The sequence below is a fragment of the Deinococcus sp. YIM 77859 genome (assembly GCF_000745175.1).
In the GTDB taxonomy this organism is placed as follows: domain Bacteria; phylum Deinococcota; class Deinococci; order Deinococcales; family Deinococcaceae; genus Deinococcus.
The window spans coordinates 2,612,373-2,636,324 of sequence record NZ_JQNI01000002.1; the positions used below are offsets into that span (position 1 = coordinate 2,612,373).

Here is a 23,952-nt window from a genome sequence, read left to right on the forward strand (position 1 = left end):
CAAAGTACGCGGGCAGGAGGAAAAAGGTTCCCGAAAAGGCACGAGAGCCAGCGGTGAGCCCTAGAGGACGCTTCCTTCCTCACCCCTCCCGCCGGACCAGGAGCGCCAGCGGAAACTCCTCCAGCACCTTTGCCAGCGGAATCTTCTCGCCGCGCGCCCGGAAGCGCTCGCCGGTCAGCACGTTCTCGTATGTGCCCGGGCGGGGAAGGGGGAGCTGCCGGTTCCCCCAGACTTCGCCCAGCGCCCACGGCGTTCGCTCGCGGGTGAGGGTATAGGTCAGGCGAGGCGCGACCGTGACCGCCACGTCCTCCCCGTGTTCGCGGGCAAAGGCGAGCAGGTACTTCCCCGCCTCCAGTGGGCGGTAGCTGCCCTGGCCAAACAGCTCCCGGTGGGCGGCCCGGGCCCGCAGGGCGGCCCAGGTGACCAGCACCTTGACGGCCCCGTCCTCGTAGCGAGCGAGGAGGTCGCGGGCGAGCTTGAGGCCGTCCTCCGGCCAGCGTTTCTCGATGCGCGCGAGGGTCCGGTTTCGCCACGTATAGTCCACCGGGCGGCGGTTGTCAGGGTCCACCAGGCTCTGGTTCCAGCCCTCTGTGCCCTGATAGGTATCCGGAACGCCGGGCGCGGTCAGGCGCACCAGGGTGGCCGAGAGGCCGTTTTGTGCCCCATAGGGACTGATGCGTCCGTGCAGTTCCCTCAGCCCCTCCAGAAAGCGCTCGTTGGCGAGGAGGCCGCGCACCAGTCCGTCCAGCGCCTCCTCATAGGCCGCGTCGGGGGACAGCCAGCTCGTGCGCAGTTTTGCCTCGCGGCTGGCCTTGACCATGTACGCGCTGAGGCGGTCGGCAAAGCCGCTGAGCTCGCCGTCAAGCGGGTAGGCCCCCAGCACGGTTTGCAGGAAGACGTAGACATCTAGGGGCAGCGGCGCGCGGCCCGAGTCAAGCGAGCGCTCCAGGGGCCGGATGAGGGGGGACCAAGCGCTCAGGTACGCCATCCACGTCTGCGGCATCTCGCTGAGGACGCTGATGCGGGCGCGGGTATCCTCGCCGCGCTTCGTGTCGTGGGTGCTGGTGTTGAGCATCGCCGCGGGCCAGCGCTGGGCCCGCTGAAGGGCCTCCTCGTGAAAGGCCCGGCGGGGCGTCCCGAAGTGAGCGGGATCACTGCCCACCTCATTGAGGGAGAGCAGGCGGGCATAGCGGTAAAAGGCGGTGTCTTCTGCGCCCTTGGCCGTCACCGGGCCGGTGAGCTGCTGGAATTTTAGCGCAAAGGAAGCGTACCGTTCCCGCGTGGCTGCGTCGGGCGCGTCGAGCGTCAAGACGGCCTCCAGGAAGTCGAACAGGCTGGGGTCAAGGTCCCGTTCCAGGCGGCGGCTGTGCTCGCGCGCGGCGCGGATCGCCTGCTTGATCTTCGCGTTGTCTCCAGGCTCGCGCGAGCCGTCTGCACGCACGTAGGTGCGGTACACCGGAAACGCCGCGATCACCTCGCGAATAGCCTCGCGCAGCGCCGAGAGCGTGAAATCCCGCGAGCGCAGGTCTGATTCTGCGATGCGCTCGAGGTGCTCGGCCAGGACGTTGACCTCACCGGGAAGAGAGAGGCGCTGGATCAGGTACTTGCCCCGGTACAGGTGCTCGGCGTACGTCTCGCGGTCTCCGGTCTGACGGCGATAGATGGCGCTCACGTCTTCCTCGTTCGTGTTGTCCACAAACACGCCGTTCACCTGCGCCAGGAAGTCGTAGCCGGTCGTTCCGTGCACCGCCCAATCCTCCGGCAGCCGCTCACCCGGTTCCAGGATCTTTTCCGCCACCACGTACAGCGGTAGGGGGCCGTCCTCCGGGCCGTTCCACTCGCGGCCCAGCGCTCTGGCCGCGCCGCGCTGAAGCGACAGGAAGTATCCCGCCGGATCAAAGAGGCCGTCGGTGTGGTCGAGGCGCACACCCTTTACCACGCCGTCTCGAATGAGCTCAAACAGCTTGGCGTGGGCCCAGGCGAAGACCCGCGCGTCCTCCATCCGCAGCGCCGCGAGATCATTGATGTCAAAAAAGCGCCGGTAGTTGATCTCCTCGCTCGCCACCCGCCAGGAGGCCAGGCGGTAGTTCTGCTGCTGAATCAGGGCGTCCAGCCGAGCAGGATCGGCGTTGACGGCGCTCAGCAGCTCATCCAGCGCCCTTTGCACCGGGGAAGACGCGTCCAGCAGCGCGCCTAGGCGGCGGGTGATGACCTGCGCCTCTTCTGCTCGCGCCACGCGGTCCGCGTCGGTGAGGTCCGCGGTGACCGAGGCGGGCAGGTTGGCCGCCGCTCGCGCGATGCTCGCCAGTTCGGCACGGTCCTCGGCGCAGACCTTGGTGTGGGCCGCTGCGGCCAGTTCGCCCAGCAGCCCGGCCAGGCTGCGCGGCGAGACCGGCAGGCGACGTTCCCAGTACGTCAGAAAGAAGCGTCCCCCCTCGTGGATGAGCTGCAGTTCGCGCCGTTCCAGCACCCGCCCGTACTGGTCCCCCAGCACGGGCAGCAGGACCTTGCCCTCCAAGGCGCGCTTGAGCGGATGCCAGGAGATGTCAAAAAAGTGCGCGTAGCGGCTGGCCTGTCCGTGGGTGAGCACGTCTTCCCAGTACGGGTTGTGCCCGCCCTGAATGCCCATGTGGTTGGGCACGAAGTCCACGATCAGGCCCAGGCCGAGGTGCTGCGCGCGAGCTGCCAGCCGCCGCAGGCCCGTCTCGCCCCCCAGTTCTGGGTTGATCTGGGCGTGGTCCGTCACGTCGTAGCCGTGGGTGGATCCCGGCGTGCTTTTCCAGATGGGGGAGAGGTAGAGGTCAGTGATTCCCAGCCGCGCGAGGTAGGGCAGCACCCGCCGCGCGGCAGCGAAGTCGAACTCGCGCTGAAGCTGGAGGCGGTAGGTCGCGGAGGGGATGTGGGTGCGCTCTGCGGTCATGCGTCGGACCCCAGCAGCACCGCCTCGCCGCGCTCGAGCCGCATTCCTTCGCGCCCCTCGGAGTGCAGGAGCACCGGAGTGGGGAGCGAGAAGGGAAGGCCTAGCGCCTGGGCGTCGGCCGCCTCCCGCCCCACGTTCCACAGCAGCACCCGTTCACCGCTCTCCGTCACGTGGCGCACCCACAGCACGTCGCCGACATGCCCGGCCCGCAGGCCGCTGCGGTCCCGGTGGCGCAGCACGGGGTCTTTGCGGCGCAGGTGCAGCAGGTCGCGGTAGAGCGCGAGCGTGCGGGCGTGCTCGCCCTGCTCGCGTTCGGCCCAGTTCAGTTTGGCGAGTTGAAAGGTCGTCTCTGCCTGGGGATCGAGCACCTCGCCCGCAAAGCCCTCGAAAAGACTGAACTCCCGCCGCCGCCCCTCGCTGACGAGCTGGCCCAATTCGCCGTGATGGTCACTGAAGAAGGGAAAGGGTGCCGAGGCTGCCCACTCCTGCCCCTGAAAGAGCAGCGGCGTCATCGGCAGCGTCAGAAGCAGCGTCGAGGCTCCCCGAAACAGGGCGAGAGGAACGCGTTCCAGGTGATGCACTCGGTCCCCTACCGCTCGGTTCCCAACCTGGTCGTGGTTCTGGATGAAGTAGACGAAGCTGGCGGCGCCAAGACCGTCGGCGGGTTTACCCCGCTGTGGGCCGCCGTGCAGCTTCTCATCAAGCGGCCAGACCTGCCCCTCGTAGACCCAGCCCCGGTTGATCACGTTGGCCAGCGCCGCCGCGCCGCCCTGAAAGGCTGCGTAATAGCCGTCGCGGTCCCCAGTCAGCGTGACCCGGACCTCGTGGTGAAAGTCGTCCACCCACATGCCGTCGAGGTGGTACTCGGTGACCAGTTCGGGCAGGTTGCGGTAGTCCTCGGCCAGGAGCAGGTGGGTGCCGCCCAGCGCGTGGACCTCGTCAGCGAGTTCGCGCAGGATGTGAACGGGCGAGTCGTCTTGCATCTCCTGCGTGGCGTCCAGCCGCAGGCCGTCAAAGCGGTAGTCACGCAGCCACATCCGGGCATTCTCGGTGATGAGGCGGCGCATGTGCGGCTCGGCGTAGTCCAGCCCCGCGCCCCAGGGAGTATGGAAGCGTTCGGTGAAGTAGCGGGGGCTGTAGGCACTCAGGTAGTTGCCGTCCGGCCCGAAGTGGTTGTACACGGCGTCCAGAAAGACCGCCAGGCCGTGCCCGTGGGCGGCATCGATCAGGGCCATGAGGTCTTCCGGACGGCCATAGGGCGCGTAGGGCGCGTAGGGCGCCACACCGTCATAGCCCCAGCCGCGCCCCCCGGGAAAGGCCGCCAGCGGCATCAGCTCGATGGCCGTCACCCCCAGCGCGGCCAGTTCGGGCAGTTTCTCGGTGGCCGCCCGGTAGGTGCCTTCGGGGGTAAAGGTCCCCACATGCAGCTCGTAGAACACGCACTCGGCGAGGGGAAGACCCCGCCAGTTCGTGTGCTGCCAGGTATAGGCGTGCAGGTCCACCACCTCGGCCTCGCCATGGACGCCGTCAGGCAGGAAGAGCGCATAGGGGTCGGGCGTGGGCACCCCATCCAGCAGGAAGAGGTACCGCGTGCCTGCGCCGACGGGGAGAACCAGCTCAAAAAGACCCTCCCCCTGTGGGTGCATGGGGTGGGGCTCGCCATTGACTCGCACCGCCACGTCTGTGGTCGTGGTGGTCCAGACGCGAAAGCAGGTGCCGCCGCCAGGCAGAAGGTGCGCGCCCAGGCGGGGCGCTTGCGCGTCCTGCGCCGTTTTCTGAGGATGAGCACCGGAAGCAGGGGACATCGTCATCAAGAAGCCTCCAGGAAACCTACGCTGGAAAGCGTGGGAGGAATAGAGCCGCCGTGGGTGGCGAGGGCCGTTACGCCCAGTGCGTATTTCGAGCTTTGCATGATAGAGTTGCCCCCTTGGAAAGCGTGCTGACCGTCAAATGCAAGCTCAAGCCTGACCCTGTTCAGGCGGGGGCGTCGCAGGCGACGGCTGAGCTGTTCGCGGCGGGATGGAACGTGGCGCTGCGGTTGGCCCGTGAGCATTCCGAGTTCCGCCGCTTCAAGCTCCACCACCTCGCCTACCCCGTGCTGCGGGAGATGGGCCTCTCGGCCAACCTCGCCGTTCAAGCCGTCGCCCATGTGGGCAGCCGGGCGGGCGGGTTTAACATGGCCCTTCGATACGGCTCGACGGGTAAGGGCGACGCAACCACGCCCCTGATTCTTGGGAAACTTGTTCGACGTCATGACCCCCAGGAAAGCCAACGGCCAAAGCCTTGGAATGGTTACGAGACTCCTTGTGGCCGTGCCCCTCACGGCAGCGGCGAGGGGCCAGCGTAGAGAAAGGGACTCGGCCGGGGATGAGGGCCGGGTCAACGCTGAGTTGGGGGTTTTGAAGGCGGAAAGTTAGTCCTGCGCCTCGTCGGCCGCGGGGGTGGACGGCTCAGCGTGGGCACAGCGGTAGAGCTTGAGGGAGCGGGCCTTGAGGGTCGTTTCCTCCCCCGCCCGCCGCCATTCGCGGGCTCCGTCGTCACTGGTATCGAGCAGCAGTTCCCAGGTTTGACAGCCCGCCAGCTCGGGCAGCCGGAACGGCAGGTCGATGTAGGAGGAACTCAGCAGCAGCAACAGGTGGTCATCGGTGAGGGGACGGCCCTGGGCGTCGATATCGTCCAGGCCTAGGCCGTCAAGGAACATGCCCAGCGACTGGGTCTGCGGGTTATTCCAGTCCTCGTCGCTCATCTCCTGGCCGTCAAAGCGCAGCCAGACGATATCGCGCACGTTCTCCCCACGAATGGTGCGGCCGCTGAAGAACTTGCGGCGGTGCAGCGCCGGGTGGGCTTTGCGCAGCCCGATCACCCGCCGAGTAAAGGCCAGCAGGTCGGCGTCCAGGTTGGTCCAGTCGTACCAGCTGAGGGGGTTGTCCTGACAGTAGGCGTTGTTGTTGCCCTGCTGGGTACGCCCGATCTCGTCGCCGCCCAGGATCATCGGCGTGCCCTGCCCCAGCAGCAGGGTCGCCAGGAAGTTGCGCTGCTGCTGGGCCCGCAAGCGGTTCACCTCCGGGTCGTCGGTGGGGCCTTCTACGCCGCAGTTCCAGGAGAGGTTATGGTTGTGGCCGTCTTGGTTGTTCTCCCCGTTGGCCTCGTTGTGCTTCTCGTTGTAGGAGACCAGGTCACGCAGGGTAAAGCCGTCGTGCGCCGTCACGAAGTTGATGGAGGCATAGGGCTTGCGGCCGTCATTCTGGTACAGGTCCGAAGAGCCCGTCAGGCGGTAGCCGATCTCGGAGGCGAGCCCGCCCTCGCCCTTCCAAAAGGCGCGGATGGAGTCGCGGTATAGGCCATTCCACTCCGCCCACTTCACCGGGAAATTCCCCACCTGGTAGCCGCCCTCGCCCACATCCCACGGCTCGGCGATGAGTTTTACCTGGCTGAGCACCGGGTCCTGGTGAATGATCGTGAAGAAGGAGGAGAGCTGGTCCACCTCGTGCAGCCCACGCGCGAGCGTGGAGGCGAGGTCAAAGCGAAAGCCGTCCACGTGCATCTCGGTCACCCAGTAGCGCAGCGAGTCCATGATGAGCTGCAGCGTCTGCGGATGCCGAACGTTCAGGCTGTTGCCGGTGCCGGTGTAGTCGAAGTAGAAGCGGGGGTTGTCGGCCACCAGACGGTAGTACGTCGGGTTGTCAATCCCCTTAAAGGACAGGGTCGGCCCCAGGTGGTTGCCTTCGGCGGTGTGGTTATACACCACGTCGAGAATCACCTCGATCCCCGCGTCGTGCAGGGCCCGCACCATGTTCTTGAACTCGGGCACGGCTCCCGCCGGGTCGCCCCGCCGCGCCGCCGCCGAATAGCGCACGTCCGGCGCGAAAAAACTCAGGGTGGAGTAGCCCCAGTAGTTGGTCAGGCCCTTCTCGAGCAGGAAGGGATCATCCACGTGCTGATGCACCGGCAGGAACTCGACGGCGGTGATGCCCAGCTCCTTGAGGTACCGCAAGACCGGTTCGGTCGCCACACCCGCATAGGTGCCGCGCAGAGCCTCGGGCACATCGGGATGCGTCATGGTGAGGCCCTTGACGTGCGTCTCGTAGATCACCGACTGGTGAAAGGGAATGTTGGGCTTCTGGTCCCCCACCCAGTTAAACAGCGGATCGATCACGATCCCCAGCGGTGCGCCGCGCTGCTCCGCCGTCTGCATGGTGAGGTCGTCACCTCCCGGCACGTAGCCGAAGACGCCGCGCTCGAAGCGTTCCGTGCCGTCGAGGGCCTTGGCGTAGGGGTCGAGCAGCACCACGTTCGGATTGAAGCGCAGGCCCTTTTCCGGCGCGTACTCGCCGTACACCCGGTACCCGTACCGCTGCCCCGGCCCCACCCCCGGCAGGTAGCCGTGCCACACAAAGGCCGTGCGTTCCGGCAACCGGTACCGCGTCTCCTGGCCTTGTTCGTCAAAGAGGCACAGTTCGACGCCGGTGGCGTGTTCCGAGTACAGCGCGAAGTTGGTCCCCTTGCCGTCCCAGGTCGCCCCGAGCGGATAGGGACTGCCGGGACGAACGCGGACCGGGGTGTTGGCGGTCAGGCCAGGGAAGGGAGCAGGTTCAGTGGTCGTCATGTTGCCTCCACGGGCACATGGCCCAGTGCTCAAACAAAAATCCTGAAAAGCGGCGGCTTCCGGGTCAACCCGCGAAGTCGCCGCCCATGTCTGGAAACGTTACCAGAAACCTCTCATCTGCTGCCAGAGTCGGCTTACAGATGCGCACTCTGGTCAAGGATCAAGGAAGGTCTTGTGGGCTCAGAAGCCCAGGCGGCCGCGCGGCCCCTGCAACTCGCCCAGTTTTTCCGGCGTCCACAGCTCATAGCGGTACATGGGATACTGCCGCTTGAAGCGCCCAACCCGGTCCCACACCTCGCGTGACTCGAAGGGAACGACCAGGATCAGCCGAATCACGCTGTCCTGGTTGTCGTAGACGTAGAAATCGAAGAAGAAAGACTGCTCGTGGCCCTTCTCGGTAAAGAGCGGGAAGGGAAAGGCCCGGTAGCGCCACGCCTTTTTCTTCTCGGATAGCAGGCGTGCCGCGACGCGCCGCAACGCACTGTCCGGAAAGGTCAGCGGTTCGCCGTCCCGGTCGTGAAAGACCGTGTCTGCAGCGGGTGGGCTCAGCTCGACCCGCTTGAGCTCCGGCGGGGCTGACTTTTTCGCCTTGGGTGGGGCCGAGCGTGCTGGGCTGGGCGCGAAGGGTCGCTCGCCCGGCTGGCGGCGGGCCGGGTGGACGCCCCGCGCTGCGCCCGAGCCCGTGCGCTCCGCCTGCACCGGCCGCGTGCTGCCCCCGCGTCCCTGTGCCGTGTTGCCCTTGGGGGGGCGGCCTCTGGAGCCTTTTTTGGGTCCGGTCATAGGGGTAGTGTAGCGGCCAGCCCCCAGCGTCCGGCGGTCAGCAACAGAGAAGCCCCAGCGGGGGCCGGCCGCTTCTTACTTCGCCAGCCCCCGCACCACGCTCAGGTTCACGAAGCGGTTCAGATCGGGCACGTCGCGCGCGAAGCCCGCCTCCTTGTTGAGCTGGGCGTACTCGGCCAGGGTCCCCAGGTTGATGTCCCAGGTCACCTTGGTCCGGGCCAGCGCCTTGAAGAGTTCCGCCGTGTTGGGCCGCTTGCCGGTAAAGGCCTCGATCTGGTCCGCGATGGCCTTTTGTGCCCCCGCGTTGCTCTTCCGGATGAAGTTGATGGCGGCGAGATGCCCGCGCAGCAGGTCTTTGACGATCTCGGGATTCTGCGCGGCGAACCGGGTGCTCACCACCAGGACCGTCGTGGTGTAGTTGCCCCCCGCCCAAATGGCCTTTTCGCCCGCGATGAGCCGCGCCCCCTGCGACTCCATGATGGCCCCCCAGGGCTCCTGCACGAGCGCCGCGTCCACCTGCTTGCTCGCAAAGGCCGCGGGCATGTTGGCCGGATCGATGGGCACGACGGTGACGGTGCCGCCCTCGTCCGTCGCTCGCAGGCCGTTCTCGTGCAGCAGGTGCCGCAGGCTGATGTCCTGGGTGGAACCGCGGGTGGGCACCGCGACCTTTTTGCCGCTCAACCCCTTCACGTTGCGGACCCCGCTGTCCCCCCGCGCCACCAGCACGGCACCCGCATTGGCCGCGCCCGCCATCACCTGAATGGGCACGCCGCGCAGGAAGGCGTTCATCGCCGGGCCGGGGCCGACATAAGCCGCGTCGATCGCCCCCGCCGCAAAGGCCTCATTAACCTGCGAGCCGTTGGCAAACTCCTTGACGACCAGCCGCACGTTCCCGAGTTCTTTCTGAAAGAGGCCGCGCTGGATCCCGACCAGCCCGGCGGCGTGCGTCACATTGGGAAAGACTCCCAGGCGAAGTTCTTTGGCCTGCTGCGCCTGCGCCGTGCTCGCGGCCAGGGTCAGCGTCAGGAGGAAAAGGAGCGTCCGCTTCATCGAAGAGAGCGTAGCAGAGAAGTTGATTGAATTTGTAATCTAAGAGGGGGCGAACGTTTGTTCCGACCGTTCCCTTGCTCCCCCTCCCTTGGGCGCGGCCCGCGTACAATCTTCCGGTGACGGTCGCCGCCCCCAACCTCTCCAGACTGATGCCGACCGCGCCGGTCGGAAACGTGCTCCTGCTGCCGCAGGTGGCGCGTGCGGCGCTTTTTGCCGCCCATCCCGGCCCCGCTGTGCTGCTGACCACGCCCGAACGCCTGGGCCTCTACGCCTCTGCCGGAGCCCTAGGCGCGCCGGTCAGCGTGAATCCGGGGCTGCGCGACTGGGACGCACGAGCGGAACACGTTGTCCTGGACGTGACGACGGCCCTGGACCTCTTTCCGGCCCACCCCGAGGAACACGCCCTCACCCTGCGGGTGGGAGGGAGCTATCCGCGCGAGGAGCTCCTTGCCCGGCTGGAACGCCTGGGCTACGAGCGTCTCCAGGACCCCGCAGACGACGAGACGGGCTATCTCCTGCGCGGTGACACGCTGGAGCTGCGGCTGGGGCCGGGGGCGGGCGTGCCGAACGGGGAAGACCCGGTGTGGATTCGCGCCGAGTTTTTCGGGGACGAACTGGATACCCTGCGCCGCTTGGGGGCGGGCGAATTGACCGGCGAGCGCCTCCAGACCTTCACCCTGGAACCCACCGCCGACTACCTCACCGAAGTGAAGTGGGACGCCACCCGCCTCGACCTGCTGCCGGGCCGGGTCTTTCTCGACGCCCCCGAGTTCTACGCCTCCTCGCTGGGGCCGCTGGTCGACACCCTCTGGCCCCGGCTGCGGGAGCGGGAGGTCACGAGTTTTGGCCGCGCGCCGCTCGACCTCACGGACTTCGATCTGGGGCTCAAGACGCTGCCCTTCTACCGCGCCCGCCTCTCGGAACTGGCGCGCGACGTGGACGAGTGGCGCGGGGCGGGCTACCGCGTCCTGGTGTTGGTGCGCCACGACCGCACCGCCGCGTATCTGGCCGACAAGCTGCTGGGCACCCCTGAGATTCCCTGGCTGAGCGTGCCCCGCGTGGAGGAAGGGGCTCTTGGTTTCCTGCGCGCGAACGGTGAGGGCGGTTTTGCCATCCCCGAGCACCGCACGGTGGTCCTCACCGAAGACCTGATCTACGGTTTCCAGGGCGGCTCGGCCCTGCGGGGCAAGCGGCTGGCCGGAAAGCCGGTCACGGACGCGCTGGGCCTGCACGTGGGCGACTACCTGATTCACCCCGAACACGGCATCGGGCAGTTCCAGGGCCTGGAGACGCGCACGGTGCTGGGCGTCACCCGCGATTACCTCAATCTGGAGTACCGTGGGGGGGCCCGGCTCGCGGTGCCCATCGAACAGCTGCCCGTGCTGCGCCGCCACCCCGGCACCACCGATGACCCACCCGTGCTGTCCTCCTTTGACAAAAAGGACTGGGCGCGGGCGAAGGAAAAGGCCCGCAAGAACGCCGAGGAGGTTGCTGCCCGGCTGCTTGTGCAGTACGCGGCCCGTCAGGTCACGCCCGGCAACGCTTTCCCCCCGCAGCCCGAGTGGGACGCGCAGGTCGAGCGGAACTTCAAGTTCGAGCTCACGGCGGATCAGAAGACGGCCCTTCGGGAAACGCTCAAGGACCTCGAAGCTCCCCACCCCGCCGACCGCCTGATCTCCGGCGACGTGGGCTTTGGCAAGACGGAGGTCGCTCTGCGGGCCGCACACCGCGTTGTCGGGCACGGCAAGCAGGTGGCGATGCTCGTTCCCACAACCCTGCTCGCCGAGCAGCACACCTCCACCTTTGTGGAACGCTTCAAGGACCTGCCGGTGCGTGTGGAGGGCCTCTCGCGCTTCACCGGGGACAAGCAGGCGCGGGCGATCCTGGCGGACCTCGCGCAGGGCAAGGTGGACATCATCATCGGCACGCACCGCCTGCTTTCGAGCGACGTGCAGTTTAGGGACCTGGGCCTGATCATCGTCGATGAGGAACACCGCTTCGGGGTGGGGCAAAAGGAGAAGCTGCGGGCCCTGCGCGGCCTCCCCGAGGTGCCGAAAGACGGCAAGCTGGAGATCCCTGAGGGCGTGAAGGCGGTGGACACCCTGGCCCTCTCCGCTACGCCCATCCCGCGCACCCTCTACATGAGTATGGTCGGCCTGCGCGACATGAGCTCCATCCAGACGCCGCCCAAGGGTCGCAAGCCCATCCAGACGGTGCTTGCCCCCTTCGACCCGGTGACTGTTCGTGACGCGATCCTCACGGAGATCGAGCGCGGCGGCAAGGTCTTTTACATCCATGACCGCATCGCCTCCATCGGCGCGCGCAGCCTGTACCTCCGCAACCTCGTGCCGGAAGCGCGCATCGGCGTGGCACACGGGCGCATGAACGAGGAGGAGCTCGAAGAGATCATGCTCGGCTTTGAGCAGGGGGCCTTTGACGTGCTGCTCTCCACCACGATCGTCGAGACCGGGCTGGACATCCCCGAGGCGAATACCATCCTGATCGAACGGGCAGACCGCTTGGGCCTGGCTCAGCTCTACCAGCTTCGCGGGCGCGTCGGAAGGCGGCAGCAGACCGCCTACGCCTACCTCTTTTACCCGCCGCGCATGACCGAGAACGCGCAGCGCCGCCTTTGGGCGATCGCCGACCTGCAAGACTTGGGTTCCGGGCACCTCCTCGCCGAAAAGGACATGGAGATTCGCGGGGTCGGGAACATCCTGGGCGAAGAGCAGCACGGGCACGTGCAGGCCGTCTCCATCGACGTGTACACCGAGATGCTCGCCGAGGCCGTCGCTCGGCTCAAGGGTGAGAAGGTGGAGACGCCGCCCTCCGTCTCCATCGACCTCCCCATCAACGCCCGCCTCACACCGGAATACTTTGGCGGTGACGAGGAGACGCGTATCGCCACCTACGGGCGGCTCTCGGAAGCCCGCACCCTTCAGGCCGTTAGCCGCGTCGAGCGCGACCTGCGCAAGAGGTACGGTCCACCCACCCCCGAAGTCCAGAACTTCATCGACCTCGCCAAGCTGCGGCTGACCGCTGTCGCCAAGCGGGCGCTGAGCATCGGCGAGACGATGACCCATCTGCAGGTCACCTTTGCCTATAAGGCGCTGGATTACGACGCGGCGGGCCTGAAGCGCTTCCCCCACAAAACCGAGGTCACGACCTTTCCGCCCTCCGTCAAGGTGGAGAAAAAGGGGCTGAAGCCGGACGATTACGCGCGGGTGCTCATGGATCTGTTGGGGTATTTCGGGTAGGTGGCTGGCCTACACCCTTCTCGCCGGACTCAGGCTGTTGTTGGCCGCAGTCCGGTCGGTATGGTCTTTGTGCCTGGCGGGTGGACGGCAACAAAAACCGCCTGCGACGAGCAGGCGGCTTCTTTTCCTCACTTCCTTACACGCTGATTTCGGCGAAGCGCGCGTTCTCCTGAATGAACCGCTTGCGCGGCCCCACTTCGCTTCCCATCAGGTTCTCGAACACCTCGTTGGCGATCATCAGGTCTTCGACCCTGACCTGCTTGAGGGCGCGCGTTTCGGGGTTCATGGTGGTGTCCCAGAGCTGGTCAGCGTTCATCTCGCCCAGTCCCTTGAAGCGCTGAATCTCGTACTTCTTGCCCTCCTTGGTGGCGCGGGCGACGTGTGCCTTGAGTTCCTCTTCGGTGTAGAGGTAGGTGCCCTTTTTCTCGCGGCCCACCAGGATGCGGTACAGGGGTGGCTGCGCGATGTAGAGGTAACCGGCCTCCACGACGGGGCGCATGTAGCGGTAGAAGAACGTCAGCAGCAGGGTGGCGATGTGCCCGCCGTCCATGTCCGCGTCCGTCATGATGATGATCTTGTGGTAGCGCAGGTTGGAGAGGTCGAAGTGCATTCGGTCCCCGGTGCCCTCCACGCCCGCGCCGATCGCCCCGATCAGAGCGCGAATCTCAGCGTTCTTGAGAATCTTGTTGAGTTCTGCCTTCTCGACGTTGAGGATCTTGCCGCGCAGGGGCAGAATCGCCTGGAAGCGCCGTTCGCGGCCCCCCTTCGCGGAACCGCCGGCCGAGATGCCTTCCACGATAAAGAGTTCGGATTCCGCGGGATCCTGCGACGAGCAGTCGGCCAGCTTGCCCGGGAGGTCGTCGTTTTCCAGGGGGTTGGAGCGCCGAACGATGTCGCGGGCCTTGCGGGCGGCCTCGCGGGCGCGGGCAGCCTCGGCGGCCTTTTCAACAATCGTCTTCCCGATTTTCGGGTTCTCCTCCAGGAACTCGGCGAACTTCTCGCCCACGATGGCGTTGACCGCCGTCTGCGCCTCGCTGTTCAGCAGCTTGACCTTCGCCTGCGACTCGAACTGCGGCTCACCGAGTTTCACCGACACCACGCAGTAGATCCCCTCCAGCAGGTCGTCGCCGCTGGGAACCGGGTTGCCCGACTTGATCAGGTTCTTGTCCTTGGCATACTTGTTCAGGATGCGGGTGTAGGCGGTTTTAAAGCCGGTGAGGGGCGTGCCGCCGTCGCGGGTGCGAATCATGTTCGCGTACGTCAGGATGTTGTCACTGCTGTAGGTGTTCGCGTGGATAAACGCCACCTCGACCTCGACGCCGCTGTGCGTGCCGCGCATCACAATGGGCTGTTCGTACAGCAGCTTGGAGTCGTCGGTGACGAGCGCGCGGGCGAAGTTGGCGATCCCGCCCTTTTCAAAAAACACCTCTTCGCGGATCTCGCCCCCGTGGAGGTTGGTCCGCTCGTCACGGACCACGATCTTGAGCCCGGTCAGGTACGCCAGTTCGCGCAACCTTCCGCGGATGCGGTCATAGTGAAAGAGGTTCTCGAACTCGCTGAACACGGTGGGATCGGGGTGGAAGGTGACCTTGGTGGCCCACTTGACGTCCTTGGGCGTCGGGCCGAGCACCTCCAGCGGCGTGGTGACGGCGCCCCGCTCAAAGCGGATGTGATGCAGCTGACCGCCCTTGTTGACGGTGACGTCAAGGTAGGTGGAGAGCGCGTTCACCACGCTGCTCCCGACGCCGTGCAGGCCGCCGGACACCTTGTAGGCCCCGCCGCCGAACTTGCCGCCCGCGTGCAGCTCGGTAAAAATCACCTCGATCGCCGGGCGGCCTTCGGACTTCATCACGTCCACCGGAATGCCGCGTCCGTTGTCCGTAACGGTCGCGGAGCCGTCCGCGTGCATGATGACGTGGACCTCGGTGGCAAAACCGGCCAAACCCTCGTCGATGGCGTTATCAATAATCTCCGTCAGGAGCTGGTGGTACCCGTCGACGCCGGTGCCGCCCTGCACATACATGCCGGGGCGCTTGCGAACCGCTTCCAAGCCCTTGAGGATGGAGATGGAGTCGGCCGTGTAGGTGTCCGGGGTGCTGGCCTGTTGGGGGGGAGCTTGTGTCATGGTCCTCCTGCTGTGTTCCCACTGCGGGGCAATACGGCTTTATTGCGGTAAAAATGGGCGCTACGAGCGCCTCCGAAGGTTTTTCCAGTATACAACCGAAGTTGAAATGGGTCAAATGGATTACGTAACAAGCGTAATCAGGGGTCAGGACTTGTCTGTGTCGCCCGGCAGAGAAAAGGCAGTCTGATTCGCGTGTGATGGGAAAGCGGCCCGCACGGTTTGCCGGGGCAGCCCTTCACGCCGCTCGGCCCGGCGGGCAGAATAGGGAGGCTGTATGCATCCTGCCGCTGCTCTCACTGCCGCCGTCCTGCTTGTGGGCGCGTCCGCTCAGCCGGGAAGTCTGTCCCCGAGCGGCGCTGTGCCCGGCGTTACCCTCAGGCGGGCTCCGGCGGCTCCTGCCTGCACCCTCCCCAGCGGCGCCCTCCCCAGCCGAACGCGGGCCGTCTTTGTGCTCGACACCAGTGGCAGCATGCGCGGGATCGGGGACGGACGAGCGGACATCTTTGAGCGGGTCAAGGGGGCGATCAATGCCTACGTGCGATCAGAGCGGCCGGACCGCGTCGAACTGTTCACCTTTGACAGCGGATTGCGCGCGCGCCGGTCGTACGTCTTGCCACGCGATCACGCCCGTTGGAACCGTGATCTGGCGGCGCTGCGAGCAGACGGACAAAACACGTACCTTTACCGCAGCCTGGCCCAGGCCCTGGCGCCGCTTGCAGCCTCCGAGCTGTACGCGACCACCGTCTTTGTCCTGACCGACGGCATAGATAACGACCCGGACCCTGACCAGACGGCGGCGCGCGCGCTGGGGGCCTTTCGTGCTCGTGGGCCGCTCGACACGCTGCATTACCTCGCGCTGGGCACCACCATTCCCGCTGACGCCCAGGCTGCCCTGCGGAAGAGCCGCTACGCGCAGGGCCTGACCGTTCCTGTGGGGCAGGTGCCGCAGCTGGGGGGTGGGCGCTTTGGGTATACCCTCGCCACGGTCAGCGATCCTGCCCGCGTTCCGGTGCCCTTCCCCGATGGCACGCCCCTCACGCTGGCGCCGGGGGAGGCCGGGGTGGCCTTGGCGGAAGCGCAGGCGCGGGGCGGCTCGGCCCGACTGCGGGTGGAGGGACGCTTGCTTTCTGGGACGCCCGTCCTGCTGTGTGCGCCGCCCGCCACCCCGGGGGGCTTCCCCGCCGCGTGCTGCTGCGCCTCAAGGTTGGTTCGGCGCCCCGCTTAGGCTGGCTGAATCCCGGCGCTGACCGGACCCTGGCGCCCGGCGAGACGGTCACGCTGCGCTACCGCCTGGAGGGGGACGCCGACCTCGGCACGCTGCGCCTGCCCGCAGGGTTAACCGGCGAATGGCAGCACCTGCCCGGCGGCCGTGAGGTGGCCCTGAGGCTCACCAATACGGCTCTGGTGGACGGGCAGCGCGTGACGCCCGCCCTGGTTGGCCCGGCGGGACATCTCCTGCGCCTGCCCCCCGTGACGGGTGGGGCGCTGTCCGCCCCTCGTCCCCTGGCCCTCCTGGGCGCGCTGCTGGGGCTGCTGGCCGCCGCGCTGCTCTTCGTGCTCTTCCTGCGCCGCCCCCGCGCTCGGTCCGCCCCCGCGCCCGTGTTCGCCGCCCCCCCGCCCCAGGTTCGGGGTCTGCGGTACGGCGAAGACCGCACGCTGGCCCTCCTGAGTGCGGACGGAACCGCGACGCCTGTGCCCATCCCGTTGGGAAGCCCCTTTGACCTGGGGCAACTGGCCCGCGTGCCGCACCTCAGCGGCCTGCGGTTTCAGCAGGACCGCTTGGGCCTGCGGCTGCTGCGTTTGCCTCCCGACCTGGAGATTCACGCAGAAGGGCGCTCCCTGGGCGAAGGGGAGGTGCTCGCCCCGGGACCTCGCTGAGCATCGCTGTAGCGCGCGCGGCGCGGGCGGGTCAGCCTCCGCTGGGTCAGCTCGCCGGCTTGGGGCTTCCCCTGCGCCTGCGGGCCGATGGCGTCACCCTGCACGTGTGCGGGCCCTACGGCGAACATGCCCTGACCCTGCGCCCTGGGATCACCGACGTGGGGGCCGCGCTGCAGGCTCCGGCGCTGCGCGGCCTGAGCGTGACACCCAGCGGGCCGCGCGTGCTCCTTGCCGCGCTGCCCGAGGGCGTGACGCTGCGCCGCGTGGCGGACGGCGCAGACCTGCGGCCCGGCACCTACCTGCCCGCAGAAGCCGAGCTGCACCTGCCCGCCGTGGACTAGCCCCGGTCACGCTGGGCCCGGCGGCGTGAGGGGCCCTTGGCTCCCAACCCACGGGGTACGCTGGGGCACATGGACCTTCTGCGGCTGATTCACGGGTATCAGTTCAATAGCGCGCTGGCCCTTCTTTTTCCTACTCCCTACGCGCTCGCCACCCTGGTGCTGTTCCTGTGGAGTCTGGGTCCAGCCCTGCGGGGCGAGGTGCGGCCGGGTTTTCTGCTGTGGCTGCGTCTGACCTGGGTTCTGACACTGCTGCCGGTCGTGACCGGCGTGGTCCTGGCCGTGGGGGGCGCTCGGGTGCCCAGCGCGACGGATGTGGGCGGTGGCGTCACCAAATACGGCCTGCCGGTGGATCCCAGCCGCAACTGGGAGCACTGGATGTACGCGGGCTTTGCCCTGCTGAGCCTGTATGTCACTGAGGTGCTGCTGCAAGGGCGCCTCGTTCACCCGCGCCGCGGCCTGCGCGTGCTGCCGGTGGTCACCCTGTTCCTGTACGGCTGCGCCTACATGGTGGGGCGTGTGGCGGTATTTCCGGGCAGCACACCGGGAACGTGATCGCTTCCCGCTATCTTCTCCCCATGATCGACATTTCAAGGCGGCTGACCCCCGGACATCCCACCTGGCCGGGGACGCACCCTTTCGGGTCGAGCCCCTGGCCCGTATCGCGCGGGGAGACAGCGTGAACACGGGCGAGCTGCGCACCAGCACCCACACGGGCACCCATGTGGACGCTCCCTGGCACTATGACGATGCAGGGCGCGCCTGGACGAAGTGAACCTCGCGGCCTACCTGGGACCGTGCCGGGTGGTCACCGTGCGGGCCGAGGAGGGCCTGGTGCCCGCCACCGCCCTGGCGGAGCTGCCAGCACGCCTCCCGCCCCGGCTGCTGCTGCACACGGGTCAGCCCGCCCACTGGGCCGAGTTTCCCCAAGACTTTGCGGCCCTGGCCCCGGAACTGGTGCGCGAGGCGGCGCGGCGCGGCGTGCGGCTCATCGGCACGGACAGCCCGAGCGTGGATCCGCTGACCAGCAAGACGCTTCCCGCCCACCAGGCCTGCCGGGAGACGGGGATCCTCATTGTGGAGGGCCTCAACCTCAGCGCGGTTTCCGATGGAGAATACGACCTCGTGTGCCTGCCGCTGCCGCTTGTTGGTGTCGACGGGGCCCCGGCCCGCGCCCTGCTGCTGCCTGCGGGGACCCTGCCGGAGGAGAGGGCATGAGACGTGACCTCTTCGCGATGCCCCCCGGCATCTACCTCGACGGCAACAGCCTGGGCGTGATGCCCCACGCGGCTCGCGCTGCCGTGCTGCGCCGTCTGGACGAGTGGCAGCGCGACGCGGTGAGCGGCTGGGACCACTGGTTTGAGCTGGCCGAGACGCTGTCGCCTGCCCTCGCGCGGCTGGTGGGGGCGCGTTCCAATGAAGTCATCGCCACGGGCAGCATCACCGCCAATCTGCATGCCCTGCTCGCCACCCTCTACCGTCCGGAGGGTGCGCGGCGCCACCTCGTCGCCACCGCACTCGATTTTCCGTCCGACGTGTACGCGCTGCACGCTTGGGCCGAGCGCTTCGGCGCCGAGCTGCGCCTGATTCCCGCCCGCGACGGCCAGACGCTGCGCGAGGAGGAGATCCGAGCGGCGTTGACGGATGACGTGGCCTTGGTCCTGCTGCCGACGGTGCTGTACCGCTCTGGAGCGCTCCTGGACGTGCCGGGGCTGACCCGCGCCGCGCGGGAACGCGGCATCCTGATCGGCTGGGACGCGGCCCACAGCGTGGGGAGCGTGCCGCACGAGCTGCACGACTGGGGCGCGGATTTCGCGGTGTGGTGTCACTACAAGTACGTGAATGCTGGACCCGGGGCGCCGGGAGGCCTCTACCTGCACGAGCGGCACCATCATCTCGTCCCCGGCCTGCGCGGATGGTGGGGCCACGACAAGGCGACGCAGTTCGAAATGGCCCACACCTTTCGCCCCGCGGCTGGTGCGGGCGCCTACCAGCTCGGCACGCCGCCCATCCTCGCGCTCGCGGCGCTGGAGGGGGCACTCAGCGTGTTTGATACCGTCGAGCTGGCCGAGGTGCGTGCCCGCAGCCTGGAGCTGACCGCGTACCTGATGGCGCTGGTGGAGAGGCACCTTCCCGAACTGCGGGTGGTCACGCCGCGCGAACCCACCCGGCGCGGCGGTCACGTCGCCCTGGCCCACCCACAAGCCCACGCCCTCAGCCTCGCGCTGCGGGCACGCGGCATCACCCCCGATTTCCGCGCCCCCGATATCCTGCGCCTCGCTCCCGTCGCCCTCTACAACACCGAGGCGGAGCTCGAGACGACGGTGCAGGTCCTGCGCGAACTGCTCGACACCGGGGCCTACCGGGCGGTGGAGGCGGCGGGGCGGGTGACCTAGGGCGGGCTTCTCGGCGGGCACCGCAGCCGCTTACGCTGCGGGAATGGACGGCACCCTGCTCGGTTTTGCTGTGTTTTCCCTGCTGCTGACCGTCACGCCGGGGGCAGACACAGCCCTGGTGATTCGCGCGGCTCTGGCGGGGGGGCGCGCGGCGGGGTGGGGCGCGGTGCTGGGCGTGTGTAGCGGCCTGCTCTTCCACGCCACCCTCAGCGCCCTGGGGCTCAGCGTGGTGCTCGCTCGGAGCGCTGCCCTGTACGAGGGGGTCAAACTGGCCGGCGCCGCGTACCTGCTGTATCTGGGTCTGCGGGCCTGGCGAGAAGCCCGCCACACGGCCCAGGTCCCCACCACCGAGGGAGGGGCGCTGAGCCTGACCGGCGCTCTCCTCCAGGGGCTTACCACCAATGTCCTGAACCCCAAGGTCGCGCTCTTCTACCTCACGGTGTTGCCGCAGTTCGTGCTGCCGGAAGAGGACGCGCTGCCGCAGGCCTTGGTGCTGGCCCTCATCCATTTCGGCTGGGGTGTGGTGTGGCTGGGCACCCTCGTTCTGCTGATGGGCACGCTGGCGTCTCGGCTTCGCACACCCCGCGTTCGCGCCCTCCTCGAACGGCTCACCGGGGGGGCGATGGTGCTCCTGGGGCTGCGGGTGGCGCTCGACCGCTGACGTGCTCCCCACCCCTAAAAGCCAAAGGCCTCCAGCACCGCTTGCGGCGTACGCTTGGGCCGCCCGGTCGTCGGGTCCACCCAGACCCACTCGGTCTGACACTCCGCGAGGCGCTCCGCCGCTTGGCCGGGCTCGCCTGCGCGGTCGAGGCTGTAGGCGCGAACACTGCGCACACCCGCGTGCTCGGCCAGCACGGTGCGCAGGCGGACGCGGTCGCCAAGCAGCGCGGGCCGGTGGTACGTGATGACGTGTTGCCGGGCAACCGGGACGGCGCCGAGTTGGCTCAGGGCGTCCGTGCCCATGCCCAGGCTGAGGGCGTGGGCACGGGCCACCTGCTCGCACCAGACCAGGTACACGGTGTTGTTGACGTGGTGCAGGTCGTCGAGGTGAGAGGGCTCCACCGTCACGGTGAGTTCGTACCGGCGCCGTGGGGACACGCGGTCCCACAGGAGGTCTACGGGGTGAACCGTCCTCAAGCGCCCGTCACCTCGCGCCACAGGGCATTGACGGCCCGCGCGCCCTCGATGTCGCGCAGGGTGACTCCGCCCGCGTCGTGGGTGAAATAGTTGACCCGCACCCTGCGGTAAAAGATGTGAAGGTCGGGATGGTGGTTTTGCGCCTCTGCGAGCGCTGCCACCCGCACGGCGAAATCCACTCCGGCCTGGTACGTGGCGAAGGGAAACTCGCGAAACAGCTTGCCGTCATCTCCCCACCAGCCCTCCGGTTTGAGGCTCTGAACGTCGCCGTCGGTGAGCTTGCGGCGGGGATCGTAGCCCATGCGAGGGTCGTACACTTCGGGACTCATGCCCGCATGCTACGGGAGGCTGCGTGCAGGGCAAGGGGAGCGGGACGCGGTGCAGGGGGAGGACGCTGCCGGGCAAATCTGCTTGCCCCGGTCACTGCCCGCTTATAGGGTGAGAGACGTATGAAAAAAGCCGCCGCTCTGCTGCTCGGTTCCACCCTCCTGCTGGCGTCCTGCAACAGCACGCCCTCGACGCCGCAGCCCGAAACGGTCTCGGGTCAGGTCAAAGAGCTCAGCGCCAGTCCCTCGGGGACGATCACGTACTCCAGCTGGACGGGCGGTGCCGGCAAGGTTCTCGTCTCGGTGGAGGGCAAGGACAACCTCGTCACGGCTGACCTCACGGCCGACGGCCGATTCAGCCTGACGCTGCCCAGCCTGGATGCCGCGCTGCTCTCGAACCTAGACCTCACTTCGGATCTGCCCGAGGGCTGCACGGGGAGCCTCACGACCTCTGGAGCGAGCAACGCGCGGGGGAACGTGGCCACGTTCCGCGTGCAGGCGGGCAAGAGCGGTGAGATTGCCCCCGCCGGTTTCCAGGTGAGGACCAGTGGCGGCACCCTGGAGTCGGTCAGCATGGAAGGGGGTCTATATGTCTATGCCGACAAGGCGGCGGGGCTATCGGGCCGACTGAACTGTACCCAGGACGGCGTCCCCGTCACGGGGAATATCAACGTGCAGCTGCAAGCGGGCTGGAACAAGATGACGCTCACGCTCTCTGCCACGAAGCAGGGCGGCACGCTTAGCCTCAAGACCGGCTCGCTGCCCGCGCAGTGGCTTTACCTGGAGAATGATTCGGCCCTGTCCCTGGGCCAGCAGTCGCTGAACCGCTCGGCTGCGGCGCAGCCCGTTCTCAAGGTCGCCCAGGCCCTCCCCTTCTTCCGCTGACCCCTTCCTTCCCTCCCACCGCCCTGCCCTTCGCGCGGGGCGGTTCTCCTTGTTGCCCACCTCTCAAGGGTCACCGCCATTCCGCCCACAACAGAACGGCGTACGCTATTCTCCGCCCATGTCGGTGGGCGTACCGCAGAGCGTGTTGAAGGGAACGGGGTCGGGGGTGCTGCCGCCTATGCTCGAGCAGTACGTGGCCCTGCGCGACGCCTACCCTGATTTTCTGCTGCTGTTTCAGGTGGGAGACTTCTACGAGACCTTTGGCGAGGACGCCGAGCGGCTCTCGCGGTTGCTGGGGATCGCCCTCACCCACAAGAGCAGCAAGGATTTCTCGACGCCGATGGCGGGCATTCCGGTGCGGGCGCTGGACCAGAATGTCGAGCGGCTGCTTGCGGCGGGCGTGCGCGTGGCCGTCGCCGACCAACTGGAAGAGCCGGGCGGCGGCCTGGTTGACCGCAAGGTGACCCAACTGCTCACGCCCGGCACGGTGACCGAAGAGCGGCTCCTCACGGCCGACGAGAATTATCTCGCGGCGGTGGCGACCGGGGACGGCTACGGGCTCGCCCTCCTTGACGTCTCGACCGGCGAGTTTCGCTGCGCGGCCTTTCATACTCGTGCGGCCCTCTACGATGAACTCGCTCGGCACCGCGCGCGCGAGGTGCTGCTCGCCCCCGAACTCGCCAGCAACGGGGCCCTGCTCGCCGACTTTCAGGCCCGCTTTCCGGTGATGCTCTCGCCCGCCAACTTTGAGGCGGAGACGGCCCGGCAAGAACTCGTGCAGACCCTGGCCGAGGTGCCCGGCTCGCTGACGACGGCCGCGCTGGTGCGGGCCTGCGGCGCGGTGCTGGGGTACGCCCGCCGCACCCAGCAGGGCCGGCTGGAGATGGTCCGGCGGGTGGTGCGCTTTGAACCCGGGGCCCATATGCGCCTGAGCGACGCGGCGGTGCGGGCGCTGGAAGTGTTTACCCCGCAGTCTCCCCAGGGCATGACCCTGATGGACGTGCTGGCCGAAACGCGCACGGCCGGTGGACGGCGGCGGTTGCGCGCCTGGCTGCGGGCGCCCCTGTTGGACGAACTCAGCATTCGTTCCAGGCTCGACGCCGTGGAGACGCTTACCCGTGGGGCCGACCTGCGCGGAGCGGTGCGGGCCCTGCTGTACCGCGCCCATGACCTCGAACGGCTTGCCGCGCGGGTGGCCACCCGCCGGGCCACCCCCCGTGAGGTCGCGGCCCTGGCCCGCACCCTGGAACTGCTGCCCGAGACCGCCGCGCTGCTGGGCGACCAAGACGGCCTGCTCGCGGGCATCCGTGCCCGTCTGGCGGGCCTGCCCCAGGTGGTCACGCAGATCCGGGCCGCGCTGGTGGACGACCCGCCCTTGCGCCTCGGCGAGGGCGGCCTGATTCGCGACGGCTTTCATGCCGAGCTCGACGCCCTGCGAGCCGAGGCCCTGGGGCACCGCGCCTGGCTGGCCGAGCTGGAGGTTCGCGAACGCGAACGCACCGGGATCAGCAGCCTCAAGGTGGGGTTTAATAACGTGTTCGGCTACTACCTGGAGGTGAGTGGCGCCAACCTGGGCCGGGTTCCGGCCGACTACCGCCAGATCGCCACCCTCAAGGACCGCGCCCGGTTTACCCGCCCCGATCTGCGCGAGCGCGAACGCGAGATCGTCCGGCTGGAGGCTGCCGCTCAAAGGCTCGAACTCGAGGTGTTTACCGAGCTGCGTGACGGCCTGGCAGGACACGCCGAAGCCCTCGCGGAGGCGGCTGGAGCGCTTGCCGAACTCGACGTGCTGGCGGCGCTGGCCGAGATCGCGGTGGAGAGCGGCTGGGTGCGGCCCAGCACCGCCCCGAGCACGGCGCGGCTGGTACAGGCCCGGCATCCCGTGGTGGAGCGGGCGGCGGGCGGGAGGTTCGTGCCCAACGACGCTGAACTTGGCCCGCACCGGCATACCCTGCTGCTGACCGGACCCAATATGGCGGGCAAAAGCACCTACCTGCGGACGGTGGCCCTCTGCGCTCTCCTGCACCAGATGGGTTCTTTTGTGCCCGCCGACCACGCCGAGCTTCCCATCTACGACGCCATTCACACCCGCATCGGGGCCAGCGACGACCTCGCCGGAGGACGCTCCACCTTTATGGTCGAGATGAGCGAACTCGCCGCCATTCTGCACGGGGTGACCCCCCGCAGCCTGGTGATTCTTGACGAGGTGGGGCGCGGCACCTCCACCCTGGACGGCCTGGCCATCGCGCAGGCG

20 protein-coding genes are annotated in these 23,952 nt (G+C 67.8%); 12 read left to right on the forward strand and 8 right to left on the reverse strand.

The window, feature by feature from the left end; genetic code table 11:
* Positions 1-79: 79 nt before the first annotated feature.
* Both treY and treZ read right to left on the reverse strand, forming a co-directional pair.
* Positions 80-2,920 (reverse strand): malto-oligosyltrehalose synthase, encoded by a 2,841-nt coding sequence (gene treY / locus EI73_RS13010; RefSeq protein WP_034387329.1) that lies wholly within the window; start codon positions 2,918-2,920, stop codon positions 80-82.
* Positions 2,917-4,731 (reverse strand): malto-oligosyltrehalose trehalohydrolase, encoded by a 1,815-nt coding sequence (gene treZ / locus EI73_RS13015; RefSeq protein WP_034387332.1) that lies wholly within the window; start codon positions 4,729-4,731, stop codon positions 2,917-2,919. The genes treY and treZ overlap by 4 nt, the downstream gene beginning before the upstream one ends.
* 116 nt (positions 4,732-4,847) lie before the next feature.
* Between treZ and EI73_RS16360 the strand changes: the two genes are divergently transcribed.
* Complete coding sequence (locus EI73_RS16360; protein ID WP_156103542.1) at positions 4,848-5,267, forward strand: hypothetical protein; 420 nt, start codon at positions 4,848-4,850, stop codon at positions 5,265-5,267.
* A 66-nt stretch (positions 5,268-5,333) separates the two neighbouring features.
* On the opposite strand, the gene glgX is transcribed toward EI73_RS16360, so the two are convergent.
* The 3 genes from glgX to EI73_RS13035 all read right to left on the reverse strand — a co-directional run bounded on the left by glgX (position 5,334) and on the right by EI73_RS13035 (position 9,356).
* Positions 5,334-7,526 (reverse strand): glycogen debranching protein GlgX, encoded by a 2,193-nt coding sequence (glgX, locus tag EI73_RS13025; protein WP_051935534.1) that lies wholly within the window; start codon positions 7,524-7,526, stop codon positions 5,334-5,336.
* Between the two features lie 180 nt (positions 7,527-7,706).
* On the reverse strand, positions 7,707-8,306 hold the full coding sequence (locus EI73_RS13030; RefSeq protein WP_034387338.1) for a hypothetical protein: 600 nt from the start codon (positions 8,304-8,306) through the stop codon (positions 7,707-7,709).
* A 75-nt stretch (positions 8,307-8,381) separates the two neighbouring features.
* Positions 8,382-9,356, reverse strand: coding sequence for an ABC transporter substrate-binding protein (locus EI73_RS13035; protein ID WP_034387341.1), 975 nt, complete (start codon positions 9,354-9,356; stop codon positions 8,382-8,384).
* Between the two features lie 116 nt (positions 9,357-9,472).
* On the opposite strand from EI73_RS13035, the gene EI73_RS13040 reads away from it, so the two are divergent.
* A complete protein-coding gene (locus EI73_RS13040) occupies positions 9,473-12,613 on the forward strand; it encodes a DEAD/DEAH box helicase (protein ID WP_034387343.1) in 3,141 nt (1,046 codons plus the stop codon).
* A 136-nt stretch (positions 12,614-12,749) separates the two neighbouring features.
* Here the strand turns inward: EI73_RS13040 and EI73_RS13045 are convergent, their stop codons facing one another.
* Positions 12,750-14,738, reverse strand: a complete 1,989-nt coding sequence (locus tag EI73_RS13045; RefSeq protein WP_051935535.1) for a DNA topoisomerase subunit B — start codon at positions 14,736-14,738, stop codon at positions 12,750-12,752.
* Positions 14,739-15,012: 274 nt separating this feature from the next.
* Between EI73_RS13045 and EI73_RS16720 the strand changes: the two genes are divergently transcribed.
* From EI73_RS16720 to EI73_RS13070, 8 genes are all read left to right on the forward strand, one after another.
* Positions 15,013-15,963 (forward strand): VWA domain-containing protein, encoded by a 951-nt coding sequence (locus EI73_RS16720; RefSeq protein ID WP_231557338.1) that lies wholly within the window; start codon positions 15,013-15,015, stop codon positions 15,961-15,963.
* Complete coding sequence (locus tag EI73_RS16725; protein ID WP_231557339.1) at positions 15,924-16,616, forward strand: hypothetical protein; 693 nt, start codon at positions 15,924-15,926, stop codon at positions 16,614-16,616. The genes EI73_RS16720 and EI73_RS16725 overlap by 40 nt, the downstream gene beginning before the upstream one ends.
* 59 nt (positions 16,617-16,675) lie before the next feature.
* The gene (locus EI73_RS16730) at positions 16,676-16,957 is read left to right on the forward strand and encodes a hypothetical protein (RefSeq protein WP_231557340.1); all 282 of its coding nucleotides are present in this window, start codon (positions 16,676-16,678) and stop codon (positions 16,955-16,957) included.
* A 69-nt stretch (positions 16,958-17,026) separates the two neighbouring features.
* Positions 17,027-17,509 (forward strand): hypothetical protein, encoded by a 483-nt coding sequence (locus EI73_RS13055; protein ID WP_034387347.1) that lies wholly within the window; start codon positions 17,027-17,029, stop codon positions 17,507-17,509.
* Complete coding sequence (locus tag EI73_RS16975) at positions 17,472-17,729, forward strand: cyclase family protein (protein ID WP_369699466.1); 258 nt, start codon at positions 17,472-17,474, stop codon at positions 17,727-17,729. Before EI73_RS13055 ends, EI73_RS16975 begins: the two co-directional genes overlap by 38 nt.
* On the forward strand, positions 17,726-18,172 hold the full coding sequence (locus tag EI73_RS13060) for a cyclase family protein (protein ID WP_369699467.1): 447 nt from the start codon (positions 17,726-17,728) through the stop codon (positions 18,170-18,172). Before EI73_RS16975 ends, EI73_RS13060 begins: the two co-directional genes overlap by 4 nt.
* Positions 18,169-19,350, forward strand: a complete 1,182-nt coding sequence (gene kynU, locus EI73_RS13065) for a kynureninase (RefSeq protein WP_034387350.1) — start codon at positions 18,169-18,171, stop codon at positions 19,348-19,350. The genes EI73_RS13060 and kynU overlap by 4 nt, the downstream gene beginning before the upstream one ends.
* Positions 19,351-19,393: 43 nt before the next feature.
* Positions 19,394-20,011 (forward strand): LysE family translocator, encoded by a 618-nt coding sequence (locus EI73_RS13070; RefSeq protein ID WP_034382900.1) that lies wholly within the window; start codon positions 19,394-19,396, stop codon positions 20,009-20,011.
* Between the two features lie 14 nt (positions 20,012-20,025).
* Here the strand turns inward: EI73_RS13070 and EI73_RS13075 are convergent, their stop codons facing one another.
* Both EI73_RS13075 and EI73_RS13080 read right to left on the reverse strand, forming a co-directional pair.
* Positions 20,026-20,487 carry a thioesterase family protein gene (locus EI73_RS13075; protein ID WP_231557238.1) on the reverse strand — a complete coding sequence of 154 codons (462 nt, stop codon included), beginning with the start codon at positions 20,485-20,487 and terminating at the stop codon, positions 20,026-20,028.
* On the reverse strand, positions 20,484-20,816 hold the full coding sequence (locus EI73_RS13080; RefSeq protein WP_051935335.1) for a 4a-hydroxytetrahydrobiopterin dehydratase: 333 nt from the start codon (positions 20,814-20,816) through the stop codon (positions 20,484-20,486). Before EI73_RS13080 ends, EI73_RS13075 begins: the two co-directional genes overlap by 4 nt.
* 120 nt (positions 20,817-20,936) lie before the next feature.
* Here EI73_RS13080 and EI73_RS13085 point away from each other — a divergent pair, with 120 nt between their 5' ends.
* Entirely contained in the window at positions 20,937-21,698 is a 762-nt protein-coding gene (locus EI73_RS13085; protein ID WP_034382898.1) for a hypothetical protein, read from the forward strand.
* Positions 21,699-21,816: 118 nt separating this feature from the next.
* Positions 21,817-23,952 (forward strand): DNA mismatch repair protein MutS (gene mutS / locus EI73_RS13090; RefSeq protein WP_034388313.1); only part of this gene is annotated, 2,136 nt, incomplete at its 3' end.

What these genes read in the sequence shown, in the direction of transcription:
- treY (WP_034387329.1), bottom strand. Translation starts at nt 2,920, where the DNA reads ATGACCGCAGAGCGCACCCACATCCCCTCCGCGACCTACCGCCTCCAG.
- treZ (WP_034387332.1), bottom strand. Translation starts at nt 4,731, where the DNA reads ATGACGATGTCCCCTGCTTCCGGTGCTCATCCTCAGAAAACGGCGCAG.
- glgX (WP_051935534.1), bottom strand. Translation starts at nt 7,526, where the DNA reads ATGACGACCACTGAACCTGCTCCCTTCCCTGGCCTGACCGCCAACACC.
- EI73_RS13030 (WP_034387338.1), bottom strand. Translation starts at nt 8,306, where the DNA reads ATGACCGGACCCAAAAAAGGCTCCAGAGGCCGCCCCCCCAAGGGCAAC.
- EI73_RS13035 (WP_034387341.1), bottom strand. Translation starts at nt 9,356, where the DNA reads ATGAAGCGGACGCTCCTTTTCCTCCTGACGCTGACCCTGGCCGCGAGC.
- EI73_RS13045 (WP_051935535.1), bottom strand. Translation starts at nt 14,738, where the DNA reads ATGACACAAGCTCCCCCCCAACAGGCCAGCACCCCGGACACCTACACG.
- EI73_RS16720 (WP_231557338.1), top strand. Translation starts at nt 15,013, where the DNA reads ATGCATCCTGCCGCTGCTCTCACTGCCGCCGTCCTGCTTGTGGGCGCG.
- EI73_RS13055 (WP_034387347.1), top strand. Translation starts at nt 17,027, where the DNA reads ATGGACCTTCTGCGGCTGATTCACGGGTATCAGTTCAATAGCGCGCTG.
- kynU (WP_034387350.1), top strand. Translation starts at nt 18,169, where the DNA reads ATGAGACGTGACCTCTTCGCGATGCCCCCCGGCATCTACCTCGACGGC.
- EI73_RS13070 (WP_034382900.1), top strand. Translation starts at nt 19,394, where the DNA reads ATGGACGGCACCCTGCTCGGTTTTGCTGTGTTTTCCCTGCTGCTGACC.
- EI73_RS13080 (WP_051935335.1), bottom strand. Translation starts at nt 20,816, where the DNA reads ATGAGTCCCGAAGTGTACGACCCTCGCATGGGCTACGATCCCCGCCGC.
- EI73_RS13085 (WP_034382898.1), top strand. Translation starts at nt 20,937, where the DNA reads ATGAAAAAAGCCGCCGCTCTGCTGCTCGGTTCCACCCTCCTGCTGGCG.